Raw genomic sequence first — 14,743 nt, 5'->3', positions numbered from 1 at the left:
GTAAAAGGCGGACTATACCTTGTTGCGTTGCAGAAATAAAAAAAGCGCCCACGTGGGGCGCTCGGAAGCAGAAATCCTAATGACTTATTCTACCGTCACGGACTTCGCCAGGTTACGCGGCTGGTCTACGTCGGTGCCTTTGATCAGCGCAACATAGTAGGACAGCAGCTGGAGCGGAACGGTGTAGAAAATCGGTGCGACGATTTCTTCAACGTGTGGCAGTTGGATGATCTTCATACCTTCGCTGTCAGTGAAACCGGCATTCTGATCGGCGAAGACGTACAGCAGGCCGCCACGGGCGCGCACTTCTTCGATATTCGACTTCAGCTTTTCCAGCAGTTCGTTATTAGGTGCAATCACGATCACCGGCATATCCGCGTCGATCAGCGCCAGCGGGCCGTGTTTCAGCTCACCCGCCGCGTAAGCTTCGGCATGAATATAGGAGATCTCTTTCAGCTTCAGTGCTCCTTCCATCGCGATCGGATATTGATCGCCGCGACCGAGGAACAGGGCGTGATGCTTGTCAGAGAAACCTTCTGCCAGAGACTCGATGGTTTTATCCAGCGACAGCATCTGCTCGATACGCGCAGGCAGTGCCTGAAGCGCATGAACGATGTCGTGCTCAACCTGCGGCGCCATACCTTTCAGACGGCCCATGCGCGCCACCAGCATCAGCAGAACGGTCAGCTGAGTGGTAAAGGCTTTGGTGGAGGCCACGCCGATTTCGGTGCCCGCTTTGGTCATCAGCGCCAGATCGGATTCACGCACCAGAGACGAACCGGCAACGTTACACACGGCCAGAGAACCGAGATATCCCAGCTCTTTGGACAGGCGCAGTGCAGCCAGCGTATCGGCAGTTTCGCCGGACTGAGACAACGTGATGATCAGGCTGCCCGGACGCACGGCAGATTTGCGATAGCGGAATTCAGACGCGATCTCAACATCACAAGGCATACCGGCCAATGATTCAAACCAGTAACGCGCGACCATACCAGAGTTATACGACGTCCCGCAGGCAATGATCTGGATATGCTGAACGCGAGACAGAATGTCGTCAGCCTTTTCGCCCAGTTCGCTCAGATTCACTTCACCGTGGCTGAAACGGCCTTCCAGAGTGTTTTTGATCGCCAGAGGCTGTTCGTAGATTTCTTTCTGCATGTAGTGGCGGTAAACGCCTTTATCACCCGCGTCGTACTGCACTTTAGATTCGATTTCTTCCCGCTCAACCGCATGACCGTTTTTGTCATACACGCTGACCGAGCGGCGTTTCACTTCCGCGACATCGCCTTCTTCAAGGAACAGGAAGCGGCGGGTGACCGGCAGCAATGCCAGCTGATCGGAAGCAATGAAGTTTTCACCTACACCACGACCGATCACCAGCGGGCTGCCGGAACGGGCAGCGACCAGAACGGACGGATCACGGCTGTCCATCACGACAGTACCGTATGCGCCACGCAGTTGCGGGATAACACGCTGAACCACTTCCAGCAGCGTGCCGCCCTGAAGTTGTTCCCAATGCACCAGATGCGCGATCACTTCGGTATCCGTTTCAGAATCAAAACGGTAGCCGCGTTCGATCAGTAATTCACGCAAAGGTTCGTGGTTTTCGATAATGCCGTTATGCACCACCGCGATGTAATCGGACACATGCGGGTGGGCGTTCGCTTCTGAAGGTTCGCCGTGGGTTGCCCAGCGGGTGTGCGCAATACCGGTGCCGCCGTGCAGTGGATGTTGATCCAGCGCGTCAGCCAGCATCTGGACTTTGCCCAGACGACGCAAACGGCCCATTTTCCCTTGCGCATCAATCACAGCCAGACCGGCTGAGTCATAACCGCGGTATTCGAGACGGCGTAAACCTTCTAACAGAATTTCAGCAATATCGCGTTGCGCTACTGCGCCTACAATTCCACACATCAGTTTTATTCCTATTGAAGGTCTTTCGGGACCTTTTTTGATGCCTGACCTGATTTATCCGCGAGCCCCGTTTTCCGGTGTACTTACGGTTCCCCGAGCCTTGTAGAAGTTGGGGATTATTATGTAATGCTTATTATTTCTTCACCGGTTTTTGCCAGTCAGGTTTATGCACCTGAGGCACCCGGCTTAACAGTAAACCGTTATCAGGAACATCGCGCGTCACGGTGGTGCCCGCCGCGATGGTCACGTTATTGCCGACGGTAACAGGCGCAATCAGCTGAGTATCGGAGCCGACAAACACGTCATTGCCGATAATCGTTTTGCTTTTGTTCACACCGTCATAGTTACAGGTGATGGTGCCCGCGCCGATATTGACGTTGTCACCTATCTCGGCATCGCCAAGATAGGAAAGGTGACCCGCTTTAGAGCCTTTGCCCAGACGAGATTTTTTGATTTCAACGAAGTTGCCCACGTGTGCGCCCTCGGCCAATTCAGCGCCAGGGCGCAAACGGGCGAAGGGGCCGACGGTGCAACCGCTTTCCAGCACCGCATCTTCGAAAACGCTGTAAGGGCTGATTTCACAATCATCGCCAATCACACAGTTTTTCAGCACACAGCCCGCACCGATTTTCACGCGATCGCCCAGTTTGACGTGGCCTTCGATAATCACGTTGGTGTCGATCAGCACGTCAATGCCATGGGAGAGTTCACCACGGAGATCAAAGCGCGCAGGATCCATCAACATCACACCTTCCAACAGCAAGCGTTCAGCCTGTTCACTCTGATACACGCGCTCAAGGCGGGAAAGTTGCAGGCGGTTGTTCACACCATCCACTTCACTGTTACGCGCCGGATGAACGGTGGCGATCTGGTGCCCTTCGGCATGTGCCATCGCAATAATATCGGTGATGTAGTATTCACCCTGCGCATTGTTGTTGTTCAGTTTGCTGAGCCAGCGTTTGAAAGATGCCCCGTTGGCAACCAGAATCCCGGTGTTAATTTCCTGAATTTCAAGCTGTTCTTTGCTGGCATCTTTTTGTTCGATAATGCCAGTGACCGTGCCGTTTTCACGCACGATGCGACCATAGCCGGTTGGGTCATCAAGCACGACGGTCAATAAACCAATACCGCCTTCCGGTTTAGCTTTCAGCAGTTTTTCCAGGGTACCGACGGAAATCAGCGGAACATCGCCGTACAGCATCAGCACATCTTCATCATCTGCAAAGAAAGGCGCAGCCTGCTGCATAGCATGGCCGGTACCCAGTTGCTCTGCCTGTAATACCCAGTTCAGTTCACTGCCCGCCAGATTTTTCTTCAGCAAGTCTCCACCATGGCCATAGACCAGATGCACGTTCTTCGCCCCCACCTGCGTGGCGGCATCAATCACGTGTTGCACCATTGGCTTACCCGCCAAGGAATGAAGAACTTTAGGAAGGTTGGAGTACATGCGTGTTCCCTTGCCCGCGGCAAGGATCACCACACTCAGTGTGCTGTTCGACATAGGTAACCTGACAAATCCAATTTGAGTGACAAAAGTAACCCGTTCAGTGCACGGATTACTACATATTTCGCTTCAAAAACCACCTGCAGGCCGCAGCCTGTAAGGGTTGAGCACGGTATAGACTACAGCAAAAAATCTGAGGGTAAAACGTCCACTTATTCCGCAAGTATTCCATTAACGTGAATTCACGCCTTCGGATAAACGCTGAAAAGTGTCTTATTTAAAGGTAAAAAAAAAGCGACCCGAAGGTCGCCTTTTACACTGATATCGTTACATCGCTTTCCTGGTCAGTTCGATAACGCGAAGTTTCGCGATCGCCTTAGCCAGTTCTGCTGACGCCTGAGCGTAGTCAACGTCGCCGTGAGAACTATTAATATGTTCTTCCGCCTTGCGCTTAGCTTCAAGCGCGCGCGCTTCGTCGAGGTCTTGCCCACGGATTGCAGTATCAGCCAACACGGTAGTTGCATTCGGCTGCACCTCAAGGATGCCGCCGGAAAGATAGATATACTCTTCTTCCCCGTGTTCTTTAACAATGCGCACCATGCCAGGCTTGATGGCGGTGAGCAGCGGAGCATGCCCCGGGAAAATACCCAGTTCGCCTTCGCTACCCGTCACCTGGATCTTCTGTACCATGCCGGAAAACATTCTCTTTTCCGCACTGACTACATCCAGATGGTAAGCTTTTTCAGCCATGTCATCCTCTCTCAATACCACAACAAACTAGCGTTACAGTTTCTTGGCTTTTTCCACTGCTTCTTCAATGGTGCCAACCATGTAGAACGCTTGTTCCGGCAGGTGATCGTAGTCGCCGTCCATAATGCCTTTGAAACCACGGATGGTATCTTTCAGCGAAACGAACTTGCCCGGAGAACCGGTGAAGACTTCGGCCACGAAGAATGGCTGGGACAGGAAACGCTGAATCTTACGCGCACGGGATACAACCAGTTTGTCATCTTCTGACAACTCGTCCATACCCAGGATCGCGATGATGTCTTTCAGTTCCTGATAACGTTGCAGAATAGACTGCACGCCACGAGCCACATCATAGTGTTCCTGACCAACAACCAGTGGATCTAGCTGACGACTGGTGGAATCCAGTGGGTCTACCGCCGGGTAAATACCCAGTGACGCGATCTGACGGCTCAGTACCACGGTCGCATCTAAGTGAGCGAAGGTGGTGGCTGGAGATGGGTCAGTCAAGTCATCCGCAGGGACGTAAACGGCCTGTACGGAGGTGATAGAGCCACTTTTGGTCGAGGTGATACGTTCTTGCAGAACGCCCATCTCTTCCGCCAGTGTTGGCTGATAACCTACCGCAGAAGGCATACGGCCCAGAAGTGCAGACACTTCAGTACCGGCCAGGGTATAACGGTAAATGTTATCGATGAACAGCAGGACGTCACGACCCTCATCACGGAATTTCTCCGCCATGGTCAGGCCGGTCAGTGCTACACGCAGACGGTTGCCTGGTGGCTCATTCATCTGGCCATAAACCAGGGAAACTTTGTCGATAACGTTGGAGTCGGTCATTTCGTGGTAGAAGTCGTTACCCTCACGAGTACGTTCACCCACGCCTGCAAACACAGAATAACCGGAGTGCTCGATCGCGATGTTACGGATCAGCTCCATCATGTTTACAGTTTTACCTACACCCGCACCACCGAACAGACCGACTTTACCGCCCTTAGCGAACGGGCACATCAGGTCCATAACTTTGATACCGGTTTCCAGCAATTCCTGGGAGTTCGCCAGCTCTTCGTAAGAAGGAGCAGGACGGTGAATTGAACGGCGTTCTTCTTCGCCGATTTCACCTTTCATGTCGATTGGTTCACCCAATACGTTCATGATGCGACCCAGAGTCGCTACACCCACCGGAACTTCAATTGGGTGTTCCAGGTTGTTCACTTTCAGATTGCGACGCAGGCCATCTGATGTACCCATTGCGATACAACGAACAACGCCGCCACCTAACTGTTGCTGTACTTCCAGCACCAGTTTGGAGGTACCGTTTTCTACCTCAAGAGCATTGTACACGTTCGGTACTGCATCCTGAGGGAACTCGACGTCCACCACGGCGCCGATTACCTGGATAATCTTTCCAGTAGCCATCTTGAATCCTCTACGTAATTCGTAAACCTAGCTTAAACCGCGGAGGCTCCCCCGACGATCTCGGTGAGTTCCTGAGTGATGCTGGCCTGACGAGCTTTGTTGTATACCAACTGCAGCTCTTTGATCAGGCTGCCGCCGTTATCGGTTGCGGCTTTCATCGCTACCATTCGCGCGGCCTGTTCGCTGGCCAGGTTTTCTACGACGCCCTGATAAACCTGAGATTCCACATAGCGACGCAGGAGGGTATCCAACAGCGCTTTAGGGTCCGGCTCATACAGGTAATCCCAGGATTTCTTCGCCAGTGCGCCGTCTTCTGCTGGTGGCAGAGGCAACAGCTGCACGATGCGTGGTTCCTGAGACATGGTATTGACGAATTTATTGCTAACAACGCATAACTTGTCTAAACGACCTTCGTCGAAAGCCTGCAACATCACTTTCACCGGTCCGATCAGTTCTGACAGGGAAGGGTTATCCCCCATGCCAGTGACCTGAGCAACAACGTTGCCACCCACGGAGCCGAAGAAAGAGGCTGCTTTGGAACCGATCAGTGCGAGATCAACTTCAACACCCTTTTCGGACCAGCCTTTCATCTCTGCCAGCAGTCTTTTGAACAGGTTAATGTTCAGACCACCACAAAGACCACGGTCGGTAGACACCACCAGATACCCGACGCGCTTAATGTCACGCTCATCCAGGTAAGGGTGCTTATATTCCAGATTACCTAACGCAAGGTGACCAATCACTTCACGAATGGTTTCTGCATAAGGACGGCTGGCCGCCATACGTTCCTGCGTTTTACGCATTTTGGAGGCGGCGACCATTTCCATCGCTTTAGTGATCTTTTGCGTGTTTTGCACGCTGCTGATCTTACTACGTATCTCTTTTCCGCCGGCCATCTCTGCTTCTCCTCATTACCAAACGGCCCGCTGCTTATCTGCCAAAAGCAGGACAGCAAGGCCGCTTAGTGTTACCAGGACTGGGTTGCTTTGAAGGTATCGAGGATATTTTTGAATTTACCCTCGATCTCATCGTTATACGCACCAGTTTGGTTGATTTGCTGCAGAAGCTCGCCGTGCTCACGGTCGGCAAACGCCAACAGTGCCGCTTCGAAGCTACCGACTTTGGACAACTCAACGTCTTCCAGATAACCACGTTCTGCTGCGAAGATGATCAGAGACTGCGCCACGATTGACATCGGAGCGTATTGTTTCTGTTTCAGCAGCTCAGTCACTTTCTGACCGTGGTTCAGCTGTTTACGGGTTGCCTCATCCAGATCGGAAGCGAACTGGGAGAACGCAGCCAGTTCACGATACTGTGCCAGCGCGGTACGAATACCACCGGACAGTTTTTTCATGATCTTGGTCTGAGCAGCACCACCAACACGGGATACCGAGATACCCGGGTTAACCGCAGGACGAATACCGGCGTTAAACAGGTTGGATTCCAGGAAGATCTGACCATCAGTAATCGAGATTACGTTGGTTGGAACGAACGCGGAAACGTCGCCCGCTTGCGTTTCGATGATCGGAAGCGCAGTCAGGGAACCGGTTTTGCCTTTCACTTCACCCTTAGTGAATGCTTCAACGTATTCAGCGTTTACACGCGCAGCACGTTCCAGCAGACGGGAGTGGAGATAGAAAACGTCACCTGGGTAAGCTTCACGACCTGGTGGACGACGAAGCAGCAGGGAAATCTGACGGTAAGCAACAGCCTGTTTAGACAGGTCATCATAAACGATCAGTGCGTCTTCACCGCGGTCACGGAAGTATTCACCCATTGCGCAGCCGGAGTACGGTGCCAGGTATTGCAGTGCAGCAGATTCTGATGCAGTCGCAACAACAACGATGGTGTTTTCCAGTGCGCCGTGCTCTTCCAGTTTACGAACCACGTTAGAAATGGTGGACGCTTTCTGACCGATAGCCACATAGATACATTTGATGCCGGAATCGCGCTGGTTGATGATCGCATCGATCGCCAGAGCAGTTTTACCGGTTTGACGGTCACCGATGACCAGTTCACGCTGACCACGACCGATTGGGATCATGGCATCAACGGATTTGTAACCTGTCTGCACAGGCTGGTCTACGGATTGACGTTCGATAACGCCAGGTGCGATTGCTTCGACAGCTGAGAAGCCGTCATGCTCTACCGGACCTTTACCGTCGATTGGCGCACCCAGTGTGTTAACAACGCGACCTAACAGGCCACGGCCAACTGGAACTTCCAGGATACGGCCAGTACATTTTACTTTCATCCCTTCGGCGAGGTCAGCGTAAGGGCCCATAACAACAGCACCTACGGAGTCGCGCTCCAGGTTCAGGGCGATAGCGTAACGGTTACCCGGCAACGCAATCATTTCCCCTTGCATGACATCGGCTAAGCCGTGCACGCGGATGATCCCGTCACTGACGGAAACGATAGTACCTTCATTGTGAGCTTCGCTCACTACATTGAACTGAGCAATGCGCTGCTTTATCAGTTCGCTGATTTCGGTGGAATTCAGTTGCATGCTCCAGTCCCCTTAAGACTGCAAGACGTCTGCCAGGCGTTCAAGACGACTGCGAACGCTGCCATCAATCACCATATCACCTGCACGGATAATGACACCGGCAAGAACAGACTTGTCAATTTTGCAATTCAGCTTAACTTTGCGAGACAAACGTTTTTCCATAGCAGCAGCAATTTTTGCCTGCTGTTCTTCCGTCAGTGGACTTGCTGAAGTGACTTCAACCTCAGCACTAGCCTCCAGTGAGGCGCGCAGTTCGATGAACTGCTGCAACACTTCCGGAAGAACGCGTAAACGTCCATTTTCAGCCATAACCCTAATCAGGTTCTGGCCTGCGTCGTCGAGTTGTTCACCACATACGGCAATAAATGTCTTAGACAGCGTTTCTGGTGCTGTTGCACCGGAAAGCAGTTCTTCAATCATTTCATTGCGCGTGACTTCAGCCGTGAACGCTAACATAGACTGCCAGCGATCTAAGCTTTGGTGCTCAACGGCAAAGTCAAAAGCTGCTTTGGCGTAGGGGCGAGCTACAGTTACAAATTCAGACATCAGCCCCTCCCTCCTTACAGTTCAGCGACCAGTTTATCAACGATGTCGCTGTTAGCAGCTTCATCCACGGAACGTTCGATGATCTTCTCGGCGCCAGCAATGGCCAAAATCCCGACCTGTTTACGCAACTCTTCACGTGCACGTTGGCGTTCGGCGTCAATCTCTGCCTTAGCTTGCGCTACGATCTTGTTACGTTCCTGCTCGGCTTCGGTCTTCGCTTCGTCGACGATCTGTGCTTTACGCTTGTTCGCCTGGTCGATGATTACCTGAGCTTCAGCTTTGGCTTTCTTCAGTTGGTCGGTCGCATCGGCTTGCGCTAAGTCCAATTCTTTTTTGGCACGTTCTGCGGAAGACAAACCTTCAGAAATCTCTTTCTGACGTTTTTCGATGGCTGCCATAATCGGCGGCCATACGTACTTCATGCAGAACAGGACAAACAGGACAAACGCGATAGCCTGGCCGAGGATTGTTGCGTTAAGATTCACAGCACAATGCCTCTTTCAAAGTGAAATATTTGATGTAGTTCGTTTAACCGTGAGCAAGCTCAGAGTTAAGCGACAGCAAACATCACGTACAGACCCAGACCAACAGCAATCATTGGGATTGCATCGACCAGACCCATAACGATAAAGAACTGTGTACGCAACAGAGGGATCAGGTCAGGCTGACGTGCAGCACCTTCCAAAAATTTACCACCCAAGATGCCGATACCGATTGCAGCACCGATTGCCGCCAGGCCCATCATCACAGCGGCAGCCATGTACAGCAGATCCATACTCAGGTTTTCCATGACAGTCTCCAGTTTGTTTCAGTTAAAACGCAGTAGTGTTGAAAGAAAAATCAGTGTTTTTCAGATGCCATCGAGAGATAGACAATCGTCAGAACCATGAAGATAAAAGCTTGCAGCGTAATGATCAGGATGTGGAAAATGGCCCAAGGCACACTCAGGATCCACTGTGACCACCACGGCAGCAGGCCAGCAATAAGGATGAAGATCAACTCACCCGCATACATATTGCCAAACAGTCGCAGACCCAGTGAAACTGGTTTAGACAGCAGGCTGACACCCTCAAGAATCAGGTTAATCGGAATGAAAACCGGATGATTGAATGGCTGCATTGTCAGTTCTTTAACGAAACCGCCAATGCCTTTCATCTTAATGCTATAGAAAAGAATCAGAATGAATACGCCGAGCGCCATGGACAACGTGATATTCACGTCAGCCGTGGGTACAACACGCAGAGCAGGCAAACCAAGCCATTTTTCACCGATAGTCGGCAGCAAATCGATTGGCAGCAAATCCATCATGTTCATCATGAACACCCAGACGAAGACAGTCAGAGCCAAAGGCGCTATGACTTTGCTTTTGCCGTGATACATGTCACGCACGTTGCTATCGACGAAGCCCACAACCAGCTCGATGGCCGTTTGCAGTTTTCCCGGAACACCACTGGTGGCGTTTTTAGCGACGCGATGGAAGATAACCAGAAAGAGTACTCCGAGGAACACGGAGAAAAACATCGAATCGATGTTAATCGACCAGAATCCCGTCCCTATCTGAAGCTGAGTCAGATGGTGACCGATATACTCTTGTGGAGTAGAGATTTCTCCTGATGCAGACATGATGCCTCTTACCCTTTAGTAGTTAAGTACGGTAACTGTTAATGACGGCCGGTGCCAAAATCTGAGTCATCAACACCGATAAATAGGCCAACCCCAACGGAGCGAACGCCGCCTTAAACAGGCCAAGTGCGACAATCATTAAGATTATCGTAACCAGCACCTTCAGCGCCTCTCCGATAGCAAAGGACCAGGCAACCCGTCCAGAGACCGTTGTTTGCGCCTGATGGCGCCATGCAAACAGCATGAACAGTACATTTGGCAGCCAGGCGGCCAAACCACCCATAAGAGCCGAAGTGGTCCATTCCAGGCTTTTAAAGCCAAAGACTGCACTGAGCAGAACAAAGGTCAATAACTGCAGTAGTAACAGCTTTCTGGCAACCTTCACACTATGCGTACTGTGTAAAATACCGGATACAGACATGACGTTTGTTCTCTCCGTATCGAGTACCTAGCTGGAGGTATACTGAATGCCGTATATCACTGCCTTTACTGTTTTGAGTCAAGCAGCAAAAACCGAGCAAATTATACGGTGCACAGGAACGAATTCAATGGATAAGTAGCGAAAAGGTGAACAATTATTTAAATTTTCCTCTTCATCACTATTTTGATTACGAAACTATAGCTGAATTTGCCCTTTTTACTTTGCTGCGGTTATTTCATCACCCGACAAAGAAGCGTGCACTGGATCACATAATTAACGCGACCCTATTTATATACCCTGCACCGCTCGAATGTCTTTAGCTAAACCGGCCTTTTAAAAACGATATAAATCAATTTGTTAAGAAAAATGCGGTTGAGAAAACATCTTATTTAAAAATAGACATCATCCGATGATACAACTACCCAACAAATATCAACATTTTCATTACAAGTTGAATTTCATCGGCCTGGTGCCGGTTAAATTTCACAAGTGACTATCTCGGTGCGGATTAAAAATAAACGTCACCTAATTGCTAACAGTGTGTAAAAAATAGGTGTTTGGTCGAAAGTCACCGTTATTTAATTAGCCTGCTCATTTTAACTCTGTTAACACACATATTTTTTAAGGATTATTTGATAATTCTCAACTTTAGTTTGCCCTGAGAATTATCAGATGACGTTCTCCGTCAAGTTCCGGAACCTGCAGTTTCACCACGCTTTCCAAAGTGATACCTGAAGGTAAGGTGGCAAGTTCATCATCAGGACGTATACCTTTGAGGGCATAGAACCTGCCCTGCCCTTTCTTAGGCAGATGATGGCACCAGGACAACATGTCCTGCAGCGAGGCAAATGCACGGCTTATCACACCATCAAACGGCGGCTCAGGCTCAAACTCTTCCACACGGCTTTGTACAGGCTCGATGTTCTTCAGCCCCAGCTCATGCTGAACCTGACGCAGGAAGCGTACACGCTTGCCCAGACTGTCCAGCAATGTGAAATGCGAGTCCGGACGGACGATAGCCAGTGGTATGCCCGGTAAGCCGGGCCCCGTACCCACATCAATGAAACGGCTGCCCTGCAAATGCTCATTTACTACGATACTGTCCAGAATATGGCGCACGAGCATTTGCATCGGATCGCGCACCGACGTCAGGTTATAGGCTTTGTTCCACTTATGCAGCAGTTCAACATAGGCAATCAGTTGGTGTTTTTGCTGATCGGGTAACGCTATTCCTGCCGCAGCAAGCAGCGAGTCCAGTTTATTTTGCACAGTGAAAATCCTCTGACAGAGTCGATATTCCGGGAACAGCCCGGTGGGGGAATGATAAAGCAGCCAAAAAGGCGGGGAAAGCGAGAAATGACCGCCGCCTTGGGATCAAAGGGCGGTCATCAGAGATGTTATTCAGGCGCTACGGCGCAGCAAACCTTGTTTTTTAAGCCAGATCAGCAGAATTGAGATGGCCGCCGGTGTGATACCGGAGATCCGCGAAGCCTGACCGATCGACGTCGGCTTGTGATCGTTTAACTTGGCGATCACTTCGTTCGACAGACTGTTCACCAGACGGTAATCCAGATCTGCTGGCAGCAAAGTGTTTTCATTGCGCAGCTGTTTGTCGATCTCTTCCTGCTGACGTGCAATGTAGCCTTCGTACTTGATTTGAATCTCAACCTGTTCTGCAGCCTGTATATCTGGCACGCCCGGCGCAAATGGAGACAATGTGGTGATCAGCGCATACGTCATTTCAGGCCGACGCAGCAACTCTTCAGCATTGGCCTCTTTTGAGAGCGGCGCGGAAAGGTGTGTGTTGATTTCACTGACCTGTGCGTGATGAGGATTGACCCAGATCCCGCGCAGACGCTGACGTTCCTGCTCGATCATCTCCAGCTTCTGGTTAAAGCGTGCCCAGCGGGCATCATCGACCAGACCTAATTCACGCCCTTTTTCCGTCAGACGTAAATCGGCGTTATCTTCACGCAGCATCAGACGATATTCAGCACGCGAGGTAAACATGCGGTACGGTTCTTTGGTACCCAGAGTACACAAGTCATCTACCAGCACCCCCAGATAAGCCTGATCACGGCGTGGCGCCCAGCCTTCATCGTCGGTGGCGCTGCGTGCGGCGTTCATACCTGCCAGCAGGCCCTGTGCCGCCGCTTCTTCGTAGCCGGTTGTGCCATTGATTTGTCCGGCAAAGAACAGACCAGCGATAAATTTGCTTTCCAGCGTCGGTTTCAAATCCCGCGGATCAAAGAAATCATATTCGATGGCATAGCCGGGACGAACGATCACCGCATTTTCCATCCCCTGCATGGAACGTACGATCTGCATCTGTACATCAAACGGCAAGCTGGTTGAAATCCCGTTTGGATAGACTTCGTTGCTGGTCAGGCCTTCCGGTTCGAGGAAGATCTGATGGGAATTGCGATCGGCAAACCGCATGACTTTATCTTCGATCGACGGACAATAACGCGGGCCGATCCCTTCAATGATCCCGGCATACATCGGGCTGCGATCCAGATTATTGCGGATCACATCATGCGTTTTTTCATTGGTATAAGTCATGTAACACGGGATTTGACGCGGATGTTGCGACACGTTACCCATGAAAGAGAATACCGGAGCCGGGTTATCGCCGTGCTGTTGAGCCAGCACGCTGAAATCAATAGAGCGGGCATCGATACGCGGCGGTGTACCTGTTTTAAGGCGGTTCACACGTAACGGTAATTCACGCAGACGCTGTGAAAGGGAGATAGCTGGAGGATCACCTGCGCGGCCGCCGCTGTAGTTTTCAAGGCCAATGTGGATCTTCCCGTCCAGGAAGGTCCCAACGGTCAGTACTACCGTTTTGGCGCGGAATTTCAGCCCCATTTTTGTCACAGCACCAACAACGCGATCGTTTTCCACGATAAGATCTTCGACTGACTGCTGGAAGATCATCAGGTTCGGCTGATTCTCTAAGGCAGTACGAACTGCCTGACGGTAAAGTACACGGTCAGCCTGAGCACGGGTTGCCCGTACGGCAGGGCCTTTGCTCGCGTTTAGTATCCTAAACTGAATGCCCGCATGGTCGATAGCTGTGGCCATCAGTCCGCCGAGAGCGTCCACTTCTTTTACCAGATGTCCCTTCCCGATCCCGCCAATCGCCGGGTTACACGACATCTGTCCCAGCGTGTCGATATTGTGGGTTAATAATAAGGTCTGACGTCCCATACGTGCAGATGCCATGGCAGCTTCAGTACCTGCATGACCTCCACCGATGATAATGACGTCAAATTGATCCGGATAAAACATGCGACTGCACCTCAGCGTTCAAGCGAACTTTCTTTGTATGGCGTTGGGAGGAGGGATTCTACTCAAGTTTAGATCTTCCACAAGCCCCGGAGGATCTTCCCTAATTAAAAGAAGATCTTTTTTATTTAAAGATCTCTTATTAATACTTCTATTAGGATCGCGATCCTCTGTGCATAAGTCATTTTTATCAATGAAGATCAATATGCTAAGAAGGATCGTATGCTGTGAATGATCGGTGATCCTGGACAGTATAAGCTGGGATCAAAATTGAGAGTTATGCACAGCCTGAAAAGCGTACAGCAGTTGTTAGAGGGATAACTACCGGTTTTACACTGCTTTAAAGCATAGTTATCCACATCTGATCGCCTGAAATTTACACTTATTTGAGTAAATTAATCCAGTTGATCACCCAAACCTCTGCGGGATCCTCAGGAATTTCATGCTGAGTCACGTCGATCTCAAGTCGATCGCCGATCCGTTTGGCGCCTAATGACGTCAGTTTCTGATCGAGAGAATTGATTGCGCCACAGAAAGTGTCATATTCGCTGCTGCCTAAACCTAAGGCACCAAAACGAACTTTTGACAGATCCGGTTGCTGATCTTCCAGCTGTTCCAGGAAGGGTTGCAAGTTATCAGGCAACTCCCCTGCACCGTGTGTGGAGCACACCACCAGCCAGATCCCTTCTAAAGGGACTTCATACAGTTCCGGGCCATGAAACATCTGTGCAGAGAAACCGGCTTCTTCCAGCTTCTCTGCCACATGTTCAGCAACATATTCGGCACTGCCAAGTGTACTTCCACTGATCAGGGTTACGTCAGACATAGAACT

At 50.9% G+C, this 14,743-nt stretch carries 14 protein-coding genes; all 14 read right to left on the bottom strand.

What is annotated here, in order from left to right; all coding sequences use genetic code 11:
* Nucleotides 1–84: 84 nt before the first annotated feature.
* The 14 genes from glmS to mioC all read right to left on the bottom strand — a co-directional run bounded on the left by glmS (nucleotide 85) and on the right by mioC (nucleotide 14,737).
* Nucleotides 85–1,914: a glutamine--fructose-6-phosphate transaminase (isomerizing) gene (gene glmS, locus AC0Z7K_RS08615; protein ID WP_485613962.1), complete on the bottom strand. Its 1,830-nt coding sequence runs from the start codon at nucleotides 1,912–1,914 to the stop codon at nucleotides 85–87.
* A 133-nt stretch (nucleotides 1,915–2,047) separates the two neighbouring features.
* Complete coding sequence (gene glmU / locus AC0Z7K_RS08610; RefSeq protein WP_485613960.1) at nucleotides 2,048–3,415, bottom strand: bifunctional UDP-N-acetylglucosamine diphosphorylase/glucosamine-1-phosphate N-acetyltransferase GlmU; 1,368 nt, start codon at nucleotides 3,413–3,415, stop codon at nucleotides 2,048–2,050.
* A 270-nt stretch (nucleotides 3,416–3,685) separates the two neighbouring features.
* Nucleotides 3,686–4,108, bottom strand: coding sequence for a F0F1 ATP synthase subunit epsilon (locus tag AC0Z7K_RS08605; RefSeq protein WP_112165412.1), 423 nt, complete (start codon nucleotides 4,106–4,108; stop codon nucleotides 3,686–3,688).
* 33 nt (nucleotides 4,109–4,141) lie between these two features.
* Nucleotides 4,142–5,524: a F0F1 ATP synthase subunit beta gene (gene atpD, locus AC0Z7K_RS08600; protein ID WP_056775954.1), complete on the bottom strand. Its 1,383-nt coding sequence runs from the start codon at nucleotides 5,522–5,524 to the stop codon at nucleotides 4,142–4,144.
* Nucleotides 5,525–5,556: 32 nt separating this feature from the next.
* Complete coding sequence (gene atpG, locus AC0Z7K_RS08595) at nucleotides 5,557–6,420, bottom strand: F0F1 ATP synthase subunit gamma (protein WP_112165415.1); 864 nt, start codon at nucleotides 6,418–6,420, stop codon at nucleotides 5,557–5,559.
* Nucleotides 6,421–6,491: 71 nt separating this feature from the next.
* Nucleotides 6,492–8,033, bottom strand: coding sequence for a F0F1 ATP synthase subunit alpha (atpA, locus tag AC0Z7K_RS08590; RefSeq protein ID WP_056775956.1), 1,542 nt, complete (start codon nucleotides 8,031–8,033; stop codon nucleotides 6,492–6,494).
* 12 nt (nucleotides 8,034–8,045) lie between these two features.
* The gene (atpH, locus tag AC0Z7K_RS08585; RefSeq protein WP_112165419.1) at nucleotides 8,046–8,579 is read right to left on the bottom strand and encodes a F0F1 ATP synthase subunit delta; all 534 of its coding nucleotides are present in this window, start codon (nucleotides 8,577–8,579) and stop codon (nucleotides 8,046–8,048) included.
* Nucleotides 8,580–8,593: 14 nt separating this feature from the next.
* Nucleotides 8,594–9,064 (bottom strand): F0F1 ATP synthase subunit B, encoded by a 471-nt coding sequence (atpF, locus tag AC0Z7K_RS08580; RefSeq protein ID WP_056775959.1) that lies wholly within the window; start codon nucleotides 9,062–9,064, stop codon nucleotides 8,594–8,596.
* Between the two features lie 65 nt (nucleotides 9,065–9,129).
* Nucleotides 9,130–9,369 carry a F0F1 ATP synthase subunit C gene (atpE, locus tag AC0Z7K_RS08575; protein ID WP_004093904.1) on the bottom strand — a complete coding sequence of 80 codons (240 nt, stop codon included), beginning with the start codon at nucleotides 9,367–9,369 and terminating at the stop codon, nucleotides 9,130–9,132.
* Between the two features lie 50 nt (nucleotides 9,370–9,419).
* The gene (gene atpB / locus AC0Z7K_RS08570) at nucleotides 9,420–10,202 is read right to left on the bottom strand and encodes a F0F1 ATP synthase subunit A (protein ID WP_413529925.1); all 783 of its coding nucleotides are present in this window, start codon (nucleotides 10,200–10,202) and stop codon (nucleotides 9,420–9,422) included.
* Between the two features lie 22 nt (nucleotides 10,203–10,224).
* The gene (gene atpI, locus AC0Z7K_RS08565; RefSeq protein ID WP_112165423.1) at nucleotides 10,225–10,623 is read right to left on the bottom strand and encodes a F0F1 ATP synthase subunit I; all 399 of its coding nucleotides are present in this window, start codon (nucleotides 10,621–10,623) and stop codon (nucleotides 10,225–10,227) included.
* Between the two features lie 648 nt (nucleotides 10,624–11,271).
* Nucleotides 11,272–11,892: a 16S rRNA (guanine(527)-N(7))-methyltransferase RsmG gene (gene rsmG / locus AC0Z7K_RS08560; RefSeq protein ID WP_485613944.1), complete on the bottom strand. Its 621-nt coding sequence runs from the start codon at nucleotides 11,890–11,892 to the stop codon at nucleotides 11,272–11,274.
* Nucleotides 11,893–12,024: 132 nt separating this feature from the next.
* Nucleotides 12,025–13,914, bottom strand: a complete 1,890-nt coding sequence (gene mnmG / locus AC0Z7K_RS08555; protein ID WP_485613942.1) for a tRNA uridine-5-carboxymethylaminomethyl(34) synthesis enzyme MnmG — start codon at nucleotides 13,912–13,914, stop codon at nucleotides 12,025–12,027.
* 379 nt (nucleotides 13,915–14,293) lie between these two features.
* Nucleotides 14,294–14,737 (bottom strand): FMN-binding protein MioC, encoded by a 444-nt coding sequence (gene mioC, locus AC0Z7K_RS08550; RefSeq protein WP_485613940.1) that lies wholly within the window; start codon nucleotides 14,735–14,737, stop codon nucleotides 14,294–14,296.
* Between the last annotated feature and the right edge of the window lie 6 nt (nucleotides 14,738–14,743).

The sequence above is a fragment of the Rahnella sp. 1L-D-7-B-C2 genome (assembly GCF_057290995.1).
This window is presented reverse-complemented; position numbering and strand designations above follow the sequence as displayed.